At 48.5% G+C, this 22,615-nt stretch carries 12 protein-coding genes; 10 read left to right on the top strand and 2 right to left on the bottom strand.

The features are described 5' to 3' along the window. Positions 1 to 631 precede the first annotated feature (631 nt). Entirely contained in the window at positions 632 to 1,609 is a 978-nt protein-coding gene (locus tag AC0VXX_RS08590) for an ABC transporter substrate-binding protein (protein ID WP_475516768.1), read from the top strand. A 15-nt stretch (positions 1,610 to 1,624) separates the two neighbouring features. After that, positions 1,625 to 2,974 carry a HAMP domain-containing protein gene (locus tag AC0VXX_RS08585; RefSeq protein ID WP_475516767.1) on the top strand — a complete coding sequence of 450 codons (1,350 nt, stop codon included), beginning with the start codon at positions 1,625 to 1,627 and terminating at the stop codon, positions 2,972 to 2,974. 106 nt (positions 2,975 to 3,080) lie between these two features. On the opposite strand, the gene msrQ is transcribed toward AC0VXX_RS08585, so the two are convergent. Continuing rightward, entirely contained in the window at positions 3,081 to 3,698 is a 618-nt protein-coding gene (gene msrQ, locus AC0VXX_RS08580; RefSeq protein WP_475516766.1) for a protein-methionine-sulfoxide reductase heme-binding subunit MsrQ, read from the bottom strand. A 139-nt stretch (positions 3,699 to 3,837) separates the two neighbouring features. Beyond that, positions 3,838 to 4,869 carry a protein-methionine-sulfoxide reductase catalytic subunit MsrP gene (gene msrP / locus AC0VXX_RS08575; RefSeq protein ID WP_475516765.1) on the bottom strand — a complete coding sequence of 344 codons (1,032 nt, stop codon included), beginning with the start codon at positions 4,867 to 4,869 and terminating at the stop codon, positions 3,838 to 3,840. Between the two features lie 169 nt (positions 4,870 to 5,038). On the opposite strand from msrP, the gene rmuC reads away from it, so the two are divergent. The 8 genes from rmuC to recD all read left to right on the top strand — a co-directional run bounded on the left by rmuC (position 5,039) and on the right by recD (position 22,512). After that, complete coding sequence (gene rmuC, locus AC0VXX_RS08570) at positions 5,039 to 6,544, top strand: DNA recombination protein RmuC (protein WP_475516764.1); 1,506 nt, start codon at positions 5,039 to 5,041, stop codon at positions 6,542 to 6,544. A gap of 199 nt (positions 6,545 to 6,743) precedes the next feature. Then, the gene (locus tag AC0VXX_RS08565) at positions 6,744 to 8,678 is read left to right on the top strand and encodes a transglycosylase SLT domain-containing protein (RefSeq protein WP_475516763.1); all 1,935 of its coding nucleotides are present in this window, start codon (positions 6,744 to 6,746) and stop codon (positions 8,676 to 8,678) included. 668 nt (positions 8,679 to 9,346) lie between these two features. Then, the gene (locus AC0VXX_RS08560) at positions 9,347 to 10,258 is read left to right on the top strand and encodes an AAA family ATPase (protein WP_475516762.1); all 912 of its coding nucleotides are present in this window, start codon (positions 9,347 to 9,349) and stop codon (positions 10,256 to 10,258) included. A gap of 4 nt (positions 10,259 to 10,262) precedes the next feature. Further along, positions 10,263 to 11,354, top strand: a complete 1,092-nt coding sequence (locus tag AC0VXX_RS08555; RefSeq protein ID WP_475516761.1) for a DUF58 domain-containing protein — start codon at positions 10,263 to 10,265, stop codon at positions 11,352 to 11,354. Further along, positions 11,347 to 13,380 carry a transglutaminase TgpA family protein gene (locus AC0VXX_RS08550; RefSeq protein WP_475516760.1) on the top strand — a complete coding sequence of 678 codons (2,034 nt, stop codon included), beginning with the start codon at positions 11,347 to 11,349 and terminating at the stop codon, positions 13,378 to 13,380. Before AC0VXX_RS08555 ends, AC0VXX_RS08550 begins: the two co-directional genes overlap by 8 nt. 147 nt (positions 13,381 to 13,527) lie before the next feature. Beyond that, a complete protein-coding gene (gene recC / locus AC0VXX_RS08545; protein WP_475516759.1) occupies positions 13,528 to 17,004 on the top strand; it encodes an exodeoxyribonuclease V subunit gamma in 3,477 nt (1,158 codons plus the stop codon). A gap of 1 nt (position 17,005) precedes the next feature. Then, positions 17,006 to 20,599: an exodeoxyribonuclease V subunit beta gene (gene recB / locus AC0VXX_RS08540; protein WP_475516758.1), complete on the top strand. Its 3,594-nt coding sequence runs from the start codon at positions 17,006 to 17,008 to the stop codon at positions 20,597 to 20,599. Beyond that, positions 20,596 to 22,512: an exodeoxyribonuclease V subunit alpha gene (recD, locus tag AC0VXX_RS08535; protein ID WP_475516757.1), complete on the top strand. Its 1,917-nt coding sequence runs from the start codon at positions 20,596 to 20,598 to the stop codon at positions 22,510 to 22,512. The genes recB and recD overlap by 4 nt, the downstream gene beginning before the upstream one ends. Positions 22,513 to 22,615 lie beyond the last annotated feature (103 nt).

The following is a 22,615-nucleotide window of genomic DNA, read 5'->3' as shown; positions in this document are numbered from 1 at the left end:
CCTCTTCCTTACCCATTCATGGAATGCTATGTCAGTCGCCTATCATAGGTATGTCACTATGGAAGTAAGTACGCTTTAAACCATAATAAAACGCCCTATTACCCGCATATTAAAGTGCGTATCGATTAAGTCCTATTGAAACTAGACAGTATACTGATCACATTCAGTCTAATATTTCATCGTTAAGTTTTGTGATACAAGACACTTGGGCATTTCCCCATCCATTGATGCCACCCATTATGTTGATCTGCGATAGCGGCTTAGTTAACACAAATGTTAATGGCTAATGGCTAATGGCTAATGGCTAATGGTTAATCAATATTACAAGGTCAATGTTACAAGGCCATGACTCACCGCATGATAACCAATGCACCTGCATGGCATCATAGACTCACTATCAGTGCATCGGCTATTTCATACAAAGGTCTATCGCTAACGCTATTAATCCCCCCACTCAAGGGTTAAACACCTGTGACATATTTTACCCCTTTAGTTAAATCTAACTACACTTACTTGGATTAACTGAGATATCGATCTGTTGTGATACGGCGGCGCAACGTTACCAGTGAGCGCTTAAACAATAAAAATATCGCCATAATAAAAATTCGATAATAAAGGGTGAGACTGCAATATGAAGCCAACAGGAATAATTATAGCGTTAGCACTTATCGTAGGTATTACCCTACCTTTGTTCTTATCCAACACCTCATCATCACCTCAAATAACAACGATTCGAATCGCGATATCAACCACGCCCCTCAGTGCTCCTGTAATAATAGCCAAGCAACAAGGGCTATTTAATCGCCATAATGTGAATGTCGAACTGCTGCCCTTGCCAGGTGGGCACCTGTGTTTTGATGCCATGATAAATGGCGATGTCGATTTAGCCACCAGCTCAGAGTCTGTGGTGATGTTCAATAGTTTTAGCCGTCAGGATTTTCGTTTATTGGCCAGCTTTGCCGAATCCGATAATGACCTTAAACTGCTCACGCTTAATACTGATAATAATCGTAATATCAATCAACTTAAGCATAAAAAAATCGGCATCGTAAAAGCCAGTGCCAGCGAGTTTTTTACTGATTCGTTATTAATCGTCACAGGACAAGAGGATTTAAATTTCAAAAAGATCTACATGTCAGCCCAAGCATTAGGCCCTGCTCTGTTAGCCAAAGAGGTTGATGCCATTGCCGTATGGGAACCCTATGGCTATCGACTATTTGAACAGGCCGGTGATGATATTTATCAATATCCTAGTAAAGGCGCCTATAACTTGTCGTTTAATTTAGTCAGTAATGAGATCAACAGTTCACTGCATTACGAGCAACATGTGAATATTCTTAAAGCACTCAATGAAGCACAAGAATTCATAATCCAGTCACCAGAACTTGCTAAACAAATTGTTAGTGACTATCTCAATATGTCCATAGCCGCTGTGGAGTGGTCATGGAACGACTATATCTTTAGGTTGTCGCTAAATAACTCTTTATTATCAATGCTGCAAACCCAAGCGCGCTGGGCTGTTGCCAGTGAAGCAGTAGCAAAACAACCCTTACCCGACTTTAGGTTATACCTAGACGATTCTGCACTGGCTCAGGCCATTACTCACTAGGGAAGCTGTAGCGAAATGATGATAAAAACAAGACTTAAGTTAATGTTAATATTGAGTTTATTCTTAACAACCCTCATTATAGTTGTGTTTGCAGGCTTAAAATTATTACAACAACAAAGCCTAGATAAGCTGACCTACATCATTGAACTCGACGAATCAGTTGAAGTATTGCGCAGCCGCTTGTGGGTATTGCAAGAGTTTCAAGATAATGATGCTTTAATGCAAACCGAAGCGGCGCTATTACAACTCAAAAAACAATTAACCATCGCTAAACCTATGCAACCAAGTAACAATGTCTACATACTTAACCTACGCAGAATGGTCAATAACTTAAGCTCGCTATTATCCATTGCTAGCGATGATATTGTTTCGCAACCTCATCAAGGGATAACCTCAGCCAATGGTATGCTCACTGCACGCTTTAATATCACCATACAAACCATGAGTGAAGAGTTGACTAAACTGCAACGACAAGTACTCGACCAATCAGCCCAGCAACAAGCTTTGATTCTGCTCGTAGCGGTGCTCGTATTACTCATAGGCTCAGTGGTATTAGTATTATTAACCATCTCGACCCTAAACAGTTTTAATCAAAGCTTACAAGGGTTAACCGCCGGCATTGTTCGCTTGACGCAAGGAGACTTAGGTAACGAGATTAAGATCAACAGTAAAAACGAGTTGGCAACGGTCACTCAACAATTTAACACCATGAGCAAACGGCTCTTTGAAACGACGGTAAAGAAAGATGCTCTTCAGCAAGAGGTTGATGCACAAACAAAGCAGCTTACATTGCAGACAGAGCGATTAAAATATGTCGCAGAACATGATGACTTAACAGGGCTTTACTCGCGCAGCGCATTTGAGCGCCAAATTGATACTGCCTTAGCAAGGTGTCAGCGAACTCACTCTTTAGCAGCAATGCTGTTTATTGACTTAGATAAATTTAAGCAGGTCAATGATACCCTTGGCCATGATGTCGGTGACAAGGTGTTAGTGACGGTTGCGAATCGTTTACAACATACCTTAAGGAGTTCAGATATATGTGGTCGCTTAGGCGGAGATGAATTTGTAGTCTGGCTTGAGCCTATCAATGGAATAGACGAGGTGCAAATGGTCATAGAGAAAATTATTGACCACTTATCACCTGCTATTGTCTATAAAGAAACACAGGTCAATCTGACCGTTAGCATCGGCATTGCCGTATATCCAAACGATGACATTTGCCGTCTACGCTTAATTAGAGTGGCTGATGAAAATATGTATGCGGCCAAAAAAGTCGCGGGCAATAGCTTTTGTTTTAGTCACCTGGCCAGTAAAAAATTAATTAATCTTCACCTTGAATCATCAGATCAGCTTCAACCTTAACCCCTTTTGTCAGCATCGTGCAAAGCAACAAAGCAACAAAGCAACAAAGCAACAAAGCAACAAAGCAACAAAGCAACAAAGCAACAAAGCAACAAAGCAACAAAGCTTAACAGGCTCGCACCTGAAAACGTTTTTTTAACTGACGCCAATTTAGTCTAACTAAAAGTAAGGCACTGAACAGGATGAGGTAGATACTCGGCTCAATAACTTCTGACTTCACCGACCAATAAAAATGAATCGGCGCTAATATCGCAATTAGATAAACCCCATTATGTAAGGTTTGCCAGCGACGACCCATTTTGCGTTTCACGCGATTGACCGAGGTCATAGCCAATAACAACAGCAGTACATACCCACTGGCTCCTACAAGAATATAGGGGCGCTTAACCACTTCACTGGCAAGTAGTGACCACTCAAACAGTAAATCTAAACTGATAAATGCACTGATATGCAGCGTTGCATAGGCAAATACATACAGCCCTAATAAACGCCGAGTCTGAATTATTGCCCCGATCTTAAACCGTTTGGCAACCGGGGTGACTAATAACACCGCCAGCAGTGCGTTTAATGCTCCCATCCCGGTAAAATGAATAATGTACTGCACCGGATCGCCACCAGCACGCCCGGCCAATACCGTCCACACCAAATACCCTATGGGCAGCAGAGCCAGTAGATGAAATAACGACTTAATTGCCATCACATGGCTGGCTTTTAATCTCAACAAACAACACTCCAAGGATATATAGCGGCTAACACCTGATGATATAACATGCTTGCCAAGCGCTCTCTTTCACATGACAAACAACTGCCACCGGAAGGCTAAGCAATTACATTACTAAGCTACAAAGTTGTAAGCTACAAAATTAATAGTACTGTTTTAAATCCATATTTTTATAGAGGTGGGCGACCTGCTCACCATACCCATTAAAAGGTAATGTGGCGATACGCGTCGCCGAGAAGAGCCCCCCTTCACCAATACGCCGCTCTGTGGCTTGAGACCACCTTGGATGATCGACCGCGGGATTCACATTGGCAAAAAAACCATATTCATGGGACGCAAGCTGGTTCCAACTGGTTGGCGGTTGTTTATCCATCACGCGAATACGCACCACTGACTTAATGCTTTTAAAACCGTATTTCCAGGGCACCACTAAACGAATGGGCGCTCCATTTTGCGCTGGTAATGTTTTGCCGTAAAGACCAACCGCCATAAAGGCGAGCTCGTTCATCGCTTCATCTAAGCGTAACCCTTCGACGTAAGGATAATGAATGCCGCCGCCCATTAAACGACTGCGTTGTCCCGGCATTTGATCAGGATCGAACAAGGTTTCAAACGCCACATGGGTCGCCCCAGCCTTGACCCCAGCCTTTTTCAGCAATGCCCCAAGCGAGAATCCTACCCAAGGGATCACCATAGACCAAGCTTCAACACAACGAAGCCGGTAAATACGCTCCTCTAACGGCAACAAGCGCGTCAAATCATCAAGATCCAGCGTCAATGGCGTATCGACTAACCCCTCAATTTTCAACACCCAAGGGTCAACTTTAAACCCCTGAGCATTATCAATAGGATCGGTTTTACTGGTACCAAATTCGTAAAAATTATTATGTGAGATCACTTTCTGCTCAGGGGTTAATACTTCCCCTTGGCCAAACGCAGCATTTGCGCTGAAACTTAACGGACGCGTCACAAAGGGGGTCGAGGATGTTGTCTTACCGAACAGGTCAAAAATCCCCGCCTGCACCTGTCCAGGAATACTGGCGCCTATCGCGCCAAGGCCCAGCGCTTTAATAATGTTACGTCTGTCATTAAACACCGCCTCGGGTGTCACATGAGCCGCTTTTTCATTCCAGCTTGAGCTAACGGTACGTTTAGTTGTTTTATTTATCGCCACAAGAAACCTCACCAATATGTGCGTTGTAATCCATTAGAAAGAGATACGCGCAAAAAAATTTCAATTAAACATATTTAACCACTAATTGTTAATCATTTAGCCAGTGCGTACTTGAACCCTACAGCAGCTCGTGAGAGGCTTATGCCATCGATAAAGACAGGTCTCCCTTATGCCAACAGCCATCCCATTCACTCTACCCGAACTCATTGTTTTAGCAGCAGTAGCATTATTATCCCTATTAATTGGTGCATTACTCAATCAAAAATTAACCCGCAGTAAATGGCAGGCAGTAAAACAGCAGTTAATCGATGAGCATACCCAAGAGATGCAACATCGTCAGCATGAGCTCGAGTTTATGCAAGCCAGTCTCGACGACAAGCAAGATCAACACAATGCGTTACAGCAAAAGTTAGACCATCAACTTAGCTTACTGGGTATGAGTCAAGCTCAAGCCCAGCGTGCCAGCGAACTGGAAGTGCAGCTGCAACAAGCTCAGCGCAAACAGCTTGAAACCCAACTGGCATTATCAAAAGCCAATGCGATGCAGCAAACCCTCACGGTCAAATTTGAAACCGAGCAACAGGCACTGCAAGACAAGATAGCTCACCTGGATCAGTCAGAAGCACGGTTAACGCAACAGTTTGAAAATCTAGCTAACAAAATTTTTGATGCCAAATCACAAAATTTGCAAAACCAAAGTGAGCAACACCTTTCAAATGTACTGTCTCCCTTTAAACAGCAGCTTGAAGGATTTAGAAAGCAAGTTCAAGAATCCTATACGGTTGAACAGGCAGAGCGCAGTGCTTTTAATCATCAACTGGAATCGTTAAAAGCCCTCAATCTGCAGATGAGTCAAGATGCAATCAATCTGACTAAAGCCTTAAAAGGCGATAATAAACAACAGGGCAATTGGGGCGAAGTGATCCTTGAACGAGTGCTACAAGAAAGCGGCCTCCGCGAAGGGCACGAATATGAGACTCAACAAGATCTTAAAAACGATCGAGGCCAGCGCTTTAAGCCAGATGTGATCGTGCACCTACCGGAAAATAAGGATGTGGTGATCGATGCAAAGATGTCTCTTGTGGCATATGAGCGCTACTTCAATAGCGACGATGAGCTGACTAAAGCTGCCGCCATTAAAGAACATTGCAACTCGATTCGAAATCACATCAAGGGACTAAGTCAAAAGGATTATCAACAGCTACACGGATTAACAAGCCTAGATTATGTGCTAATGTTTATTCCACTAGAGCCTGCATTTTTACTCGCGTTAGAGCATGAACCCGGGCTTATCAACTATGCTTTAGACAATAATATTATGTTAGTCAGCCCGACCAACTTACTGGTTGCCCTACGTACCATTAATAATATTTGGCGCTATGAGTATCAAAATCAAAATGCACAACGTATTGCTAAACAAGCGGGTAAAATATACGACAAATTATGTGGTTACCTTGAAGATATGGAACGTATTGGCCGTAGCATCGACTCATTAGACAAGAGCTATAATAACGCCATGGGCAAACTCAGTACGGGTAAAGGCAATCTGATTAGGCAAGCACACCAGATGCAGCAACTTGGCGTCACCACCTCAAAACAGCTAGATAGTCAGCTACTTGATAAGGCGCTTGACGAACATTTAAGTGTCCCTAATGCCGAAATGAAGCTTAATTAATCTAAGATCCTAGCTGTCATCAACAAGCACCAGCGTGGCATAGTTTGAATGAAAGCAGTTAACCTTGATTAACAGTGACGAATAACAGTGACATGACATAGCACAGTGAGATAGAGCAGTGAGTGTTACATAGAGATTGTTAAACATAGCGGCTTGCTTCACCAAAATGGATAATTTAATTGTGATAGAGGTCATTAACATGTTTAAGAGGTTACGCCGACACGCTCAACGTCACTGTTATTCTCTTGCCCTTGCCGCCGCGCTACTCAGCGCTGCGGCTCATAGCACCACATTTACGCCACAACAGCAGCAATACCTCGATGCTAGGGCAGCACTGTCAAAAGGTGATACTGAGCGCTATCTCGCCCTTAGGCAAGAGTTAGAAGGTTATCCCCTGACCCCTTATTTAGACTTTCACGCCAAGCTGGACGATATGCTCCAGTTACCAGCAGAGCAAGCACTGGGGCAACTCGAGCGATTTCAAGATACACCACTGTACGCGACAGCCCGTTACCGTTATTTACTGGCTGCAGGTCAAGATAAACGCTGGCAAGATTTTCTGAAAATCTCACCCACAACACCACGTGATGTGGCTCTGCAATGCTATTTTTATCGGGCTAACTTGGCTCAACAACAATCTGAAACGGCTTATCAAGGCGCACAGCAATTGTGGCTCTATGGCCAGTCTCGCCCTAAAGCCTGCGACCCACTGTTTCATGCTTGGGAAAAAGCCGGCTATCGCACCCAAGCGTTAGTCTGGTCACGTATGTTACTCGCCTTCAATAGTGGTCAATATAGCTTGCTGCGCTACTTAGCCTCTAAGGTCAATAATCAAACCCAAGCGAAACAACTCTTGGCGGTGTATAAAGATCCGCAGCGTCTGCGCCACACTCAAAAATTTATGGCGTCTGCGCCGATTAATGCTGACATTGTCGATGCAGGATTACGCCGCTTAGCCAAACAAGATCTACAGCAAAGCGTCAAGTTATACGTTACTTACCAGCAAGCGGGTCGTTTCAGTGAGCATCAAGGACGTAAACTCAGTCACTATTTGGTCAGACGCGCCCTGATAACTCAAAATCTTGATCTGCAACCTTTTGTCGATAACCTGCTGCCTTTAATTGACAGTGACGACCTTAAAGAGCTGCGTTTACGCTGGGCGATACGAGATAAGGATCAGCAAAATATCGACAATTATTTACCTCGTTTAAGTAGCGCTAAACAATCCAAATCCCGTTGGCAATTTTGGGCAGCTAAACGCGCACTGAGCCAAGATGAAAAAACGGCTAATACACTATTATCGACCTTGAGTAAGGAGCGGAATTTTTATGGTTTCTGCGCGGCTTATTTACTCAACACTCAAGTGCAGTTGCAACACCAGGCGACCGTTTTTGATGCCACTTTAGCCACCACATTAACCAATGACCCAGGGCTTGCACGAGTGACCGAGTTATTAGCCTTAGATAAAACTATCGATGCCCGTGCCGAATGGGTGTTACTGCTTGGCAGGCACGATACACCCTTACAGGCGCAATACGCATTACTGGCAGAGCAAAACCAGTGGGATGATTTAGCGGTACAAGCGACCATTCAAGGTAAATTATGGAACGACATGACGCTGCGGTTTCCGTTTGCGGCAAACCGCGCTTTTGAAATCGCTAGCCAACAAGCGAAAGTTGATATTGACGATTTAAGAGCCATTGCACGGCGAGAGTCCGCTTTTTACCCTTATGCCACATCTGGTGTTGGAGCCAGAGGCCTGATGCAACTCATGCCTGCAACCGCTAAAGAAACCGCCAATAAAAGTGGCCTCAAATACCTAGGTAAAAAAAGCCTATATGACGTCCAATTCAACACCCAGCTGGGAAGTCGATATTATGCCAGCCTGCTTGAGCGCTTCGATAATAACCGCGTGCTGGCTACCGCCGCGTATAACGCTGGGCCCCACCGAGTGACGCGCTGGCTCGACGAGAGTAATGGCCAATTGGATGTTATCGCCTTTATAGAGTCTATTCCCTTTCGCGAAACCCGCGAATACGTGCAAGCGGTGCTGAGCTATCGAGTGATATACCAAGTCAAACAGGACAAGCCTGTCGACCTGTTTTCGGCGCAAGAATGGCAGTTCAAGTATTAAGTCATCGCTAAACTCCCAAGGGATCATTAGCATCAATCAACGCGTTATCATCCAAGCTGCATGCGTTGCTGTAATATCGGCGGGGGTTCATATCCGCCTCATACAAGCTAAGCTTGACTGCAAACTGTAGCGTCAACTGCATGTTATGGTACTCAACGCGCCTAGCGACATCCATCATTCGTCCCAATTTAAGGGCTTAGCAGCCTTGCCATATTTAAGCGGTTGTCATTGAGCCCTTTGATGAGTATGGTTAAGCGCAACATGAGCCAGTGTTAACATCATGGCGACGCTGAAATGACGACGCTGAAATGACGACGCTGGACTCATAGACTCAGGACCTTGCAACACTGAGCTGCAGGGCATAAAAATAAGTGATCATTTTTCATTACATTGAAGTAATGAATGGTGAGATAACAATTAATCTCGCTAGCAATTGATATAGCTAGCAATTGATATAGATAGTATTTGATTGAAATAGCTGTTCAACTCACTTTAATATTTAGGCCTAACAATTAACCCGGTCGGCACCATTAAGCCACAGGGTAAAGTGCGAAATACAAAAGTGCACCCAGGTGACGTTTAAGCTGCCAATCTTCACTTGCAACTATCGATAATTTGCCACTTAACACGCCAAGGTTAAGTTACCATTTAGGCTAAAAAGGACTGATATGGCTAATCCCACAATTGCATCATTATTAACCCAACTGGAACGGGTGTTACTGGGTAAACCACAACAGATCAAATTGGCATTAGCCTGCATTTTGGCCAAAGGCCATCTATTGATAGAAGATCTGCCCGGCATGGGTAAGACCAGCCTATCTCAGGGACTCGCTCAAAGTTTGGGCTTGAGTCATCAGCGGGTGCAATTTACCAGTGACATGTTGCCAGCCGACATTATTGGCGTATCGATTTTCGATAAAGAACAGTCACAATTTGTATTCCATCCCGGGCCGATTTTCAAACAGATGATCCTCGCCGATGAAATCAATCGTGCCAGCCCTAAAACCCAAAGTGCGCTGCTCGAAGCCATGGCTGAACATCAGGTGACAGTCGATGGCATTACTCACCCACTACCCAAGCCATTTTTTGTGATCGCCACGCAAAACCCGAGCGAGCAATCGGGCACCTTTCCCTTACCAGAATCACAACTCGATCGCTTCATGATGCGCCTTACCATTGGCTACCCGAGCGCGGCGGCAGAACTGGCGATGCTTAAGGGAGAGGATTTATCACCACAAAGTGCGCCATTGCCGCAATGCATCGATCCTGTCACCTTAAGCGCCTTGCAGCAAGAGGTCAGTACGGTCAGCGCCTCCGATGCGTTATTGCAGTATATTTTGGCTCTGGTCGATGGGTCACGTCAGTTACATGAAGGTTACGGGCTGTCGCCGCGAGCCAGTAAAGCACTATTGAGCGCCGCCAAAGCATGGGCCTTTATTGCCGGGCGACGCTATATCGTCCCCGAAGATGTACAAGCGGTATTTGCATCAGTGGCAGAGCATCGCCTGCGTCACACCAGCCAGCAACAAGGTGAGGCACTATCGCAAAAATTGCTTAGCAGCACGAACCCCATACGCTAATCCGATGCAACAGGCTAAGGCTGGACTCAAACCTTATCAGCGCTGGTGGCAACACTGGTTGTCGCGCCGCTTACCTGCGCAGTCCCCAATAACCTTAGCGCATAAGAGTATTTTCATTTTGCCGAGCGCATTTGGATTATTTTGGCTTGGGGTGGTGGTACTGTTATTTCTGTTTGGTACCAACTACCAAAACAATTTAGTGATAGGCCTAAGCCTCTTACTACTGAGTATCTTTAATACTTGTATTATCTACAGTTACCGCAATCTCGCAGGCCTTACCCTTAACGCTGCACAGGGCCCCGCGGTCTATGCGGGGGAAGATGTGCTCTATCCTGTTGAGTTAACGGCTAAGCAAGCCCAACACCAAATCCAATTGCGTTATGGCAATAATGCGCCGCTTAGCGCGGCGCGTGTCGATGATAAAAAACAGCGCTTATTATTGCCCTTTACCAATCAAGGTCGTGGCTGGATCCACCCAGGTCGATTAACCGTTGAGACTCGCTACCCGTTGGGATTATGCCGCGCTTGGTCGGTTATCGATTTGGCCAACCGCCAACTGGTGTTTGCGGCGCCTAAAGCGGTAATGACACCACTTCGCCAACCTGCAACTCACGCCCATGAGCAAGCTCATCTAAAGGGAAGTTTGGCGGCGGGGGTGGAAGAATTTAATACCTTAAAGCCGTATGTCAGCGGCGAGTCGCTCAACCAAATCGCATGGAAACAGTTGGCGCAAGGCCGAGGTATGCTCACCAAATCATTTGGTGAGCCCGTGAGCGCGCCCACCTGGTTAATACTCAACGCCCAGCATCCTGACATTGAGCAGCACCTCAGTGAACTGACATGGACGGTAGACACCTTATCGCAAACTCAGCAGGTATTTGGTTTACAGCTCCCGATGCACACTATTGCTCCCAATAGCGGCGCAGCACATCGGCTGCAATGCCTCACCGCGCTAGCCGTCTACCCGGAGGTTCCCAACGCTGTCAGCTCAGGTTCACCGCACGTAATGTTCCACGCCAAGGAGCCGAGCTATACACAAGCAAATGCTACTACACCAGAGAAGCCAACAAGCTCGCAGGAGCAGCATAATGGCTGATCAGCAGGAGATCATCACGCGCCACACGCTCGCCTGGTTACTACTGGTTAATATTGCCGTGCTGGCGCCACTGCACGATAAAATGACCAGTTGGACTCTCGCCATCTGCGCCATCTGTTTCGTCTGGCGTGTGGGCATTTTTAGCGCCAAAGTCGCTCGTCCACCGCGCTATCTGGTCACCCTGCTCGCGCTTGCATCGGCCGCTACGTTAGTGTTAGTCACCAGCCAAATAGGCATGCTCAATGGTTTGATTAACTTACTGATTTTAGGTTACGCACTTAAGTATATCGAGATGCGAGACCGCCGCGATGTGCGCGCGGTCGTCATGGTCGGCTTTTTCTTAATCGCCATCACCTTTATCGAAAAACAAAGTCTGTGGTTTACCCTACAACTGACCCTAGTCGCCACCCTTAATTTAGCGGTGTTACTCAGTTTATACCGTGAAAATGAGGCGATGATGCATACCGCCAAGCGGGCGAGTCAGCTGCTGTTACAAAGCGTGCCACTGGCGATCCTGTTATTTATCGTGCTACCGCGATTACCCCCACTGTGGTTGGTGCCTAACGCCAATAATGCCACTACAGGACTGTCAGATACGGTTTCCTTCGGTGATATCAACCAATTAACCCGTTCGCCTGCACTGGCGTTTCGGGTCAGCTTCGACAACGAACCGCCACAGCACCACCAACGCTATTGGCGCGCCTTAGTGATGGAGCATTATGACGGTAAAAGCTGGACCCCTTCTGCGGCAATAAAGCAGCTTGAAGCCAACCCCAGTCAAGCTAAAGCGGCGCAAAGGCAACGCCCTGTAGGTCAAGCATTGCAATATCAAGTGATCGCCGAGCCCAGTCATCAGCACTGGTTATTTGGCCTAGACCTTGCCTACAGCCCAAGCGATGGGGTGATTAACCTACCCGACGGTCGGCTATACGCCATAAGCTCGGTGGAGCAGCAATATCAATATCGCGTCGCCTCCTACACTGAGGCGAGTTTAGACATCCAGTTAAGCGAGGCGCAAATCCAAGGTAATTTACAGTTACCCGCACGCAGTAATCCCAAAACGCTAGCGTTAGCCGAGCGGTTTAAGCAAAGCTATCCAGATCCTCAGCAGCGTATGGCTGCCATGATGCGCTATTTCAATGAGTCGCCCTATTACTATACTTTGCAACCGCCACCTGTTGGACCACAGCAGATAGATGATTTTCTGTTTGAAAACCAAGCGGGCTTTTGCGTGCATTATGCTAGCGCCCTCGCCTTTATGGCGCGTCAAACTGGCATTCCAGCCCGCTTAGTGACCGGATACCAAGGCGGAGAGTGGAACCAAAGCGCACAATATCTCAGCGTGTATCAATATATGGCCCATGCTTGGGTCGAAGCATGGCTTCCTGGCCACGGTTGGACCCGATTTGATCCCACCGCTATGATTGCGCCAGAGCGCGTCGAACAGGGATTTGATGCCTTTTTTAATCCCGCAGATAGCTATCTACAAGAGAGTCCTTTTAGTAGTTTGCGGCTCAGACAATACCCCTTACTTAACCAGCTCAGGTTATCCATTGCCAGTATCGACTACTACTGGAGCAAATGGGTATTAGGCTTTGATAACCAGCGTCAGCAGCAACTGCTTAAACGCCTGCTGGGCGATGTTGACAGTACTAAACTGGCCATATTGATTATCTGTACCATGGCCCTTATTGGCGTCGCTATTGCCTACAGTGTTGGATTATTGCAGTTTCAACGCCAGCCAGACCGACTTAAAGCAGGCTTCGATGCCATCACCGCCTTGCTGGCAAAAAAAGGCCTGCCCCGTGAAACCGACGAACCGCCGCAGCGTTATGCTCAGCGCGTTGCAACGCACTTGCCGACACTCGCCGTTCCCTTGCAGCGGTATATCGACTGTTACATGGCGTTAAAATACCAGCCTCACAGCCCTAGTGAGCGCCAAGCGTTACAACAGCAGATAACGAGGTATCGCAGGCAGTTACGCTTGGCGATATTAAGCCTTAATAGCCGCCAAGCTACGCGCTGATGTTTTTTCAGGCAAATGTTTGTTTCACTCGATAAAATTGACCTTGATGATTGGCTATCAAGCATTAACACCATAGAATAACCCCTATAAGTTTGTCACTCTTTGCGCACACCTTCGCGCGCAGCATCATAAAGATAAAGGCCCACTATGCTTTACTTGGTTCAGTCAAATCGAATGGAATCGTTAGCCCAATTATTGGCTGATGAGCTGAAATCGCCTCAGGCCATGGACTCGCTGTTATCGTGCGAGCAAATTTTGGTGCAAAGCCCGGGCATGTCCACTTGGCTGCGTCTGGCGATTGCACAGCACAACCACATTGCTGCGGCGCTCGAATTTCCCCTGCCTTCAAGCTTTATCTGGCAATTGTGTCACACCCTGCTGCCTAACGTGCCCAAAGAAAATGCCTACACCAAAGCGGCGATGACCTGGAAATTAATGGAGCTGTTGCCGCAGTTGCTGGCACAACCTGTGTTTGCGCCCCTAAGACACTATCTAGATGATGATGCCATCACAGATGATCTCAACGCGACTCACTCGCTTAAGCTGTATCAGTTATGCGGTCAAATCGCCGATATTTTTGACCAATACTTGGTCTATCGCCCCGATTGGATTTTAGCTTGGGAGGCTAATGAGCCTTTGCTGCCACCCAAAAATGAGCGCCTTAGCCCAGCACAAGAGTGGCAACCTGTACTCTGGCGCGCGCTTATCCAATACAACAATCAAGAGTTAGGCCAAAGCACCTACCACAGGGCCAACCTGCATCAGGCACTGTTTGATACCTTAGATGATCCTAACTGCGACTTAAGTGGCTTACCTCGACGACTGTTTGTATTTGGTATCTCATCCATGGCACCGCAAACCCTAGAGGTGCTCTATTTCTTAGCCAAACGCATCGATGTGGTGATGCTCAACCTCAGCCCTTGTCAGCACTATTGGGGCGACATTGTCGACCCTCGTCTGCGCGCCCGTATGGCGCTGCAATATGCAGATAAGCAGCAACTGTGTATGGACTGGGAAGATAAACTGGAAGTGGGTAACCCTTTGCTTGCCAATAATGGCAAGATGGGCCGTGAACTGCTGGATTTGATCCTCGAACTGCCTGAAGAAGATACCAATTTTAACTTCGAATGCTATCAAGATCCCGGCAATAACACCCTATTACACGGCGTGCAGCAGGATATTTTGGAGCTTACCACCCGCGGTAAGAGCCTTGGCCCCGATGGCGAGCTCTATTTAAGCCTCGAAGGGCGGCGACGGTTACACGCCAATGATGACTCTATCACCCTTCGAAGCTGCCACAGTGCGCTGCGCGAAATTGAAACCCTGCATGATCATTTATTGGCGCTACTGGCACAGCAAGAGGGCAGCGAAACGCCCATCAGCCCGAAAGACATAGTGGTGATGATGCCTGATGTTGCGGCCTACGCGCCCTATATCGACGCCGTGTTTGCGGCTAAAAGTGGCGCGCACTATATCCCTTACGCCATTGCCGATCGCGGCGCCGCCCAAGAGTCGCCCTTGATCAGCAGCTTTTTACACCTGTTAACCCTAAATCAGAGCCGCTTCGCCCTCACCGATATTTTAGGCATTGTGGAAGTGCCAGCGGTACTGCGCCGCTTCGATATCAGTGATGATGAACTGGGTATTATTCGTCGTTGGTTAGAGCAAGCTGGCGTGCGTTGGGGCCGTGATGCCAAGGCGCGTCAGGCACAACAACTGCCCGCCTTTGAGCAAAATTCTTGGGCCTTTGGTATTAAGCGATTGATTTTAGGTTACAGCTTTAGCGATCACGCCCCTATCTACCAAGACAACTTGGCGTTAGAGGGCATTGAAGGTCAATCGGCTCAGGCCTTAGGCAAGTTACTCAATTTTATCGAAGCGCTCGATGAATTTACCCTGGCGCTCAATCAACCTTGCTCGCTCAATGAGCGTATCGGCCTGCTGCAGCAGTTAGTCGATGAGTTTTATGATTGCGATGAGGAGGAGCTTAATCAAGAACAAGCAATTCGCGGCGCCATTAGCCGCCTAAGTGAAGAGCTAAACCAGAGCCAATACAGCAGCGAACTGGATATTAGCGTACTGCAACATTGGTTTGTTAGCCAACTGTCAGAATCCCGCGTTGGTCAACGTTATTTAGCCGGTAGTGTCAATTTTTGTACCTTAATGCCGATGCGCTCTATTCCCTTTAAGGTGGTGTGTTTACTGGGGATGAACGATGGTGTCTACCCTAGGATACAACATCCGGTAGGCTTTGATTTAGTCGCACAGTTTGGTGCGCGCAAAGGCGATCGTTCACGCCGACTCGACGACAGATACCTGTTTTTAGAAGCCATGTTATCGGCAAGGCAGCAACTGTATATCAGCTACATAGGTCATAGTGAGCGCGATAACAGTGAGCGCATCCCCTCGATGCTGGTCTCAGAGCTGATAGAATATTGCCAGCTGTGTTACCTGCCTGCATCGCTCGAAGCTACAGTTAATGAGCCAGACTCTGGCGCTGTCGATATTGATGCCATTGACAAAACCATTGCCGCGCAGTTGATAAAACAGCAGCCGCTACAGCCCTTCGATGAGCGTCTGTATCAAGCCGGCCAAGGCTTACAGCACAGTTATAGCCAGCAATGGTGCCCCGTTGCCAGTCACAGCAGCGACGCGCAAGGCCAACAGAGCCGCTTTATTGAGCAAGCGCTCAAGGTTAGCAGTGATGATGACAGCCGTGAAATCGAGCTCTCGGCGCTGATCCGGTTTTATCGTAATCCCGCGCAGTATTTCTTTAACCGCTCGCTGAAACTGGATTTAGGCCTAGATATTCAAGCCGATGACAATGATGAGCCTTTTAACCTCAATCCATTATCTCGCTACAAGTTGCAAGCCCACTTGATTGATGATGCCATTAAGCGGCAGCAAGAGCTGCCCGACGAGCAACTGCTGCATAAACTCAAACTGGCGGGCCAACTGCCACTAGCGCCGTTTGACGATCTGCTGCTTAATCAATATCTACACGATATTAAACCCATTATCGGCAGAGCTAACTATCTAAAAGGCGAACAATCCCACGCGCTAGAGATAGCTATCGCCCTTAACGATAGCCGCCAAAGCCACCTAGTGGGGCGGATAGACTCACTATCGGCCAAAGGGCTCGTCAATTATCGTCCAGGCACGGCCAACGCCCGCGATCTTATTCGGGTTTATTTGCGCCACCTTTGCCTTAACGCCATGGGCACCCAAGCCATTGGCGACAGTTATCTGCTCGATATTGGCCATTTTTATGGGTTTGCCCCAATTACGTGCGAGCAAGCCATCAATCAGCTCAGTGTGTGGGTCGACTATTTTCACCGTGGCCAACATCAGCCGTTGATGTTTATTCCGCGCACGGCCATGAGCTATGTCGAAGCCGAAGGCGACCACACAGGCAAACTTGCCGAGGCGCAGAAACAGTGGCTTGATGATCAAGGTGCCATGGGTGAAGGGCTCGAACCCCATTACCAGCGCCTATTTCGTTTTCCAGAAGATTTCACTGAGGCCCAATTTGGCGAGCCTGCCACAACACTATTATCGCCCTTAATTAGCCTGCTTTATAAGGCGCCATTAAGTGAGCTGGCCACCTTTGTGGAGGGACGCTAACATGAGCACCACCATACTCAACACCCTTACCCTCCCTTTTGACGGCACCCGTCTTATTGAAGCCAGCGCCGGCACAGGTAAAACCTATACTATCGCGGGCCTATATGTGCGCCTATTGCTGGGTCATGGTTGCCCGCAGCCACTGCGCTGCGAGCAAATATTAGTGGTGACCTTTACCAATGCCGCCACAGGTGAACTGAGGGATCGCATTCGTAAAAAAATCCAGCTGGCTTATCGCTGTTTTATTGGCCTGCCCGTGAGCGATCCCCTGATTGAGCAGCTCTACGCACAGACCCCAGCAGAGCAGCTACCGCTGGCGCGTAAACGACTCGATTTGGCGCTTAAATCCCTCGATGAGGCGGCCATTTTTACTATTCATGGTTTCTGTCAGCGCATATTAGCCGACATGGCGTTTGAATCGGGTTTGCTGTTTGAGTCTGAATTTACCCTCGATGATAGTGAGTTTTTACACCATGCGGTGCGCGATTTCTGGCGAGAAACCTGCTATCCGCTGCCCGGCTATCTTGCCCAAATTGTGCAAGGTAAGTTTAGCGATCCCGATGGATTGGCCCAGCAACTCAGGCCGCTGCTCGGCGCCAGTCAAGCCAAAGCGACTCCCACGCCGCAGCCCTTTAAACAGATAGCCCAGGCGCTGAGCCAAAGCCTGAGTCGCTTAAGACTCATCTGGCCGCGTGAGCGCGATGCACTCGAGCAACTCTTGCTGCAGCTGCCGCTCAATGGAGTGCGGTTTGGTAAAAAAGATCAAGGTTTTCCCAAACTCGCTGCCATGTTAGCGGCGATGGACAATTGGGCTCATCATGGCCAATCACTGCCCGATAGCAAAGTGCTCGATGCGCTCGCGTTAAGCCAGCTTAAACTCAATAAAGGCGGCGAGATCCCAACGGCTGAGCAAGCGCCGCTGTTGGCCCATATCGACAATCTGAATCAATTGATAACTCAGTTTGTGCCCAGCTTTCTGTTTGCGGCGCGCCAAGGGATCTCGAGCCGTTTTGCAAAGCAAAAACAGGAGCGTAATCTGCTGACACCCGACGATCTGCTGCTCACCCTTGCGGGTGCACTGAGCGCGCCGAGTAAAGATAACAGCGACGCAGCGCAGAGTTTGGCTCACAGCATCGCCCAGCGTTTTCCTATTGCGCTTATCGATGAGTTTCAAGATACCGATCCACTGCAGTATCAAATTTTTAGCCACATCTATCAGCAGGGCGAGAACCTAGCGCATCCGGCGCAAAGCTTATTGATGATTGGCGATCCCAAGCAGGCCATTTACGCCTTTAGGGGCGCCGATATTCACACCTATATTGACGCTCGCCAGCAGGCTCAAGCCCACTACAGCTTAGACACTAACTTCCGCTCGAGTCGCAATATGATAGCCGGCGTGAATCAGTTATTTGGCCAACATCACGATCCCTTTATTAGCGAAGCTATTCCGTTTGAGATCGTGGCGCCCTCTCCCTTTGCCGATAACAAACGTTTAATCGAGGCCAATAGCGATAACAGTGCACTGCGGCTCAAACTGCTCGGTGAAGATCCCGACAAAGGGCTCAATAAAGCCACCGCGAGAAGTTTGCTCGCCGAAGATGCCTGTAATGAGATAGCCAGACTATTAACCGAGGCGCAGCAAGGTTTATGCCTGCTGGACGATAAACCCCTTAGGGCCAAAGACATTGCGGTGCTGGTTCGAGACCGTAACGAAGCCGCCTACATTAAAGCCGCCCTCAGCGAGCGCCAGATAGGCGCAGTGTTTCTCAGCCGTGACAGTGTATTTGCCACCCTCGAAGCTAAAGAGCTGGCACTGGTGTTGGTCGCGATTGCTAATCCAAAGGATGAGCGCGCGCTAAGAAGCGCGCTGGCCACCCAGCTGCTGGGCTACAATGCCGAAGCTATTCATCAATTTAACCTCGATGAAGACAGCCGACAGCAACTGCTGGAACAATTTAATGGCTTGCAGCAGATCTGGCAAAAACGCGGCATTATGCCCTGTTTATTGGCCATGGCCAGCGATACCGCGCTTATTCAGCGGCTGTTAAGTACCGCTGACGGCCAGCGCCGCTTAACCGACTTTAGGCATTTAGGCGAACTGTTACAGCAAAAAGCCAGCGAGCTTGACGGGATCAGCGCCCTGCTCAATTGGTATCAGCAGGCGCTGCTCGACAGCCACAGCACAGAAGAAGCGCAGCTCAGGCTCGAAAGCGAGCAAAACCTTGTGCAGATAGTCACTATCCATAAGAGTAAGGGGCTAGAATACCCAGTTTGCTTTGTGCCCTTTGTCAGCCTTGCCCGCGACAACCGCCGTAAGCCGGCCCCCATGTTGTACCACCAAGATAACCAACTGCTGTGGGACATAGAGCAGAGTGATGAGGGCTGGGCGCGGCATAAACGGGAAACGCTGGCCGAAGATTTACGCTTACTCTACGTGGCGTTGACTCGCCCCGTGCTCGCCTGTTATCTGTATGTGGCAAACCACTCGCGCTACACCAAAAAAGCGGGCATTAGCAGCCAACTACACGAAACCGCCATTGGCTATCTGCTTGGCATCGAAGAGGCCAAATGTGAATTTAGCGATATACAAGCGCGTGCCCAAGCCTTGGCAAGTGATGCGTTAAGTGTCACCAGCATCGAGGAAATAGCCAGCGCCACAGTGCTGGCGCCAACGAGTGTCGATAACCTAAGCCTAGCGCCTAAGGCACTGCGACGCCTTCAAACCACCCCATGGCGGGTCGGCAGTTATTCGGGGCTGGTAAAAAACCAAGCCCATGAACGTGTCATGCCCGGCGGTGACGATGAGGCCTTTCCTGAGCTCAACGTGATTGAAGATGATCTCGATAATCAGATGTCACGTTTCACCTTCGAGCGCGGCGCCAATGCAGGTAGCTTTATGCACTTGGTATTAGAGCTGATTGATTTTACCCGCGCCGATGTCACGCTACAGGAGCAACTGCCCATAGCGATGGAAAAATTTGGCATCGATAGCGTCTGGCAACCTGTGCTGCACCAGTGGTATATGGACCTGCTCGGTGCGCCGCTCAATGACAGTGGCCTGTGCTTGGCGCAACTTCCAGCAAGCAAAACCTTAGTCGAAATGGAATTTTACCTACCGATATCGCACTTACAGGCCAGCGCATTGAATCAGCTACTTAGCGAGTTTGGTTATAGCGCCGAACTCAGCTTCGATGCACTACAGGGCATGCTAAAAGGCTTTATCGATTTAACCTTCGAATATCAGGGCCAATTTTACATTGCCGATTATAAGTCCAATCATTTGGGTAACGATGTGAGTCATTATCATCAAGGCCAGATGCAACAGGCCATTAGTAGCCACCGTTATGACTTGCAATACATCCTCTACACCTTGGCGCTGCACCGCTACCTTAAGCTGCGCTTAGCCAACTATTGTTACGATCAGCATATCGGCGGATGTTACTACCTATTTTTACGCGGTATGTCACAGCAAGCACCTGGTGCTGGGGTGTTTTATGATAAACCCAGCCAAGCCCTGATAGAGCGACTCGACCATCTATTCCAAGCCCCCCATCAGCCTTTGGGCAGTGGGACATCTGCGGAGCTCGCACTATGATAACCTTAGAGCAACCCTTAACGGCACTGTTAAAACAGTGGGAACAAGAACGACTATTAACCCCACTCGATCGCCATTTTGCACTGCAGATGAGTGCGCTGCATCCGAGCAGCAATGAGCTGTTTATCTTAATCTGCGCCCTGCTCAGCCGCCAACTGTCACTGCAGCATAGCTGCCTGCCCATTGAGCAGATCGATGTCGACAACCCCATGAGTGAGCAGCAAGCTCAATGCCGTATCACCTTAAGTCCACAGGAGATCATCGCTGAGCTGAGTCGCTGCGATGCGGTCGGCTTAGCGCCTGAGCAACTCGATAAACCGCTGATCCTTGATGGTTCCAACCTCTACTTGCAACGTTATTACCAGTTTGAATCTCGCGTGGGACAGCAACTCAATGCCTTAGCCCAGCCCATTAGGGTGAGTGATATCGGCGCAAGCACCAATATGCTCGCCAGCTTATTTGCCCCTACCGAGAGGCAATATGACTGGCAAAAAATCGCCACGGCCACAGCGCTCACTCAAAAGCTGGCGGTGATCACGGGCGGCCCTGGGACGGGTAAAACCACCACAGTGACTAAGCTACTCTTGTTATTGTGTCAGCAAGAGACCATGACTATCCGCCTCGTTGCGCCCACGGGTAAGGCCGCAGCGCGATTAAGTGAGTCGATTAAAGCCTCTAAAGCGCGCCTAGCCACTGAACTGGCCCCCTTCAGTGACATTATCGATCTTAACGCATTACAGCAGGTGCCAGAGGAAGCCTCGACGCTACACCGTTTACTGGGGGTTATCCCCAACTCGCACCGTTTTCGCCACGATAGCGACAACCCACTGCGACTGGATCTCTTGGTGGTCGATGAAGCCTCAATGGTGGATCTGCCTATGATGTATAAACTGCTTAATGCCTTGCCTAGTCATGCTCGGCTTATTTTACTTGGCGATCAGGATCAGCTGGCCTCGGTAGAAGCCGGCGCTGTGCTGGCCGATATTTGCGCTGGGTTAAAAGACAGAAATGGTCAATGGTCAATGCGCTACTCGCAAGATAAGGCAGCATTACTCAGCCAGCTCACGGGGACAGATCTTAATGGCTTTGTCAGTGCATCACCCCAGCTCGGTGACAGTTTGGCGATGCTGATGCACAGCCACCGCTTTAAGGGGGATGCCGGCATTGGTCAACTGGCCAGCGCCGTTAACATCAGTAATTTAGCGGCCATAATGCAGGTCTGGCAGCGCGGTTATGAGGAACTGCTGTGGATTGAGCATCAGATTCATCAGCAAGCCAATTTGGGCTTAAACGCCTTGCTCGAGCGCAGCGTGGCGCAATATCGTCACTACCTTGAGGCGATCACTCAAGCGCAAGACGCCATGAGTATTATCGACAGCTTCAATCGTTACCGCGTGCTGTGCGCCATGCGTGCTGGCGAATATGGCGTTGATGGCATTAATGCCAGTATCACCCAGGCCCTCGCCAAGGAAAAGCTGGTCAACCCGGCCACTGAATTTTATGCAGGGCGGCCGGTGATCATCCAAAGTAACGATTATAACCTTGGTCTGTTTAATGGTGATATCGGCATTATTTTGCCCGATACCCATAACCAACATCGCTTGATGGCCCATTTTGTTCAAGCCGATGGCACCTTACTCAAAGTGTTACCGGCGCGCCTGCCAAGCCACGACACCTGTTATGCGATGACAGTGCATAAAAGCCAAGGCAGCGAATTTAGCCACGTGGCGTTAGTCATGCCACCTCGCCCAAGTGTCGCCCAGCGGCAACTGCTCACCAAAGAGTTGGTGTATACGGCGATCACTCGCGCTAAACACCATTTTACCTGTTTAGGTAGCCAGCGTGTGTTTGAACAGGCCTGCCGTCAAGCCACACAGCGCGCATCAGGACTGGCGAAACGCTTATGGCAGTAACAACATAAAATAGGCTGGCAAGCCTATAAAATCGCCAAACGATAACGGCGCTTGATAGCAAAACTTGCATAAAATTATTAGCGCGTCATAGTGCATCATAACA

Source organism: Shewanella sp. QJM3NY_23, from assembly GCF_056173105.1.
The sequence above is the reverse complement of the archived record's forward strand: the minus strand, read 5'-3'. Positions and strand labels throughout refer to the sequence as shown.

Excerpts from the sequence above, each read along its gene's own strand:
- AC0VXX_RS08550 (WP_475516760.1), top strand. The coding sequence starts at position 11,347 with ATGGCTGATCAGCAGGAGATCATCACGCGCCACACGCTCGCCTGGTTA.
- rmuC (WP_475516764.1), top strand. The coding sequence starts at position 5,039 with ATGCCAACAGCCATCCCATTCACTCTACCCGAACTCATTGTTTTAGCA.
- recB (WP_475516758.1), top strand. The coding sequence starts at position 17,006 with ATGAGCACCACCATACTCAACACCCTTACCCTCCCTTTTGACGGCACC.
- AC0VXX_RS08565 (WP_475516763.1), top strand. The coding sequence starts at position 6,744 with ATGTTTAAGAGGTTACGCCGACACGCTCAACGTCACTGTTATTCTCTT.
- AC0VXX_RS08585 (WP_475516767.1), top strand. The coding sequence starts at position 1,625 with ATGATGATAAAAACAAGACTTAAGTTAATGTTAATATTGAGTTTATTC.
- recD (WP_475516757.1), top strand. The coding sequence starts at position 20,596 with ATGATAACCTTAGAGCAACCCTTAACGGCACTGTTAAAACAGTGGGAA.
- AC0VXX_RS08555 (WP_475516761.1), top strand. The coding sequence starts at position 10,263 with ATGCAACAGGCTAAGGCTGGACTCAAACCTTATCAGCGCTGGTGGCAA.
- AC0VXX_RS08590 (WP_475516768.1), top strand. The coding sequence starts at position 632 with ATGAAGCCAACAGGAATAATTATAGCGTTAGCACTTATCGTAGGTATT.
- AC0VXX_RS08560 (WP_475516762.1), top strand. The coding sequence starts at position 9,347 with ATGGCTAATCCCACAATTGCATCATTATTAACCCAACTGGAACGGGTG.
- recC (WP_475516759.1), top strand. The coding sequence starts at position 13,528 with ATGCTTTACTTGGTTCAGTCAAATCGAATGGAATCGTTAGCCCAATTA.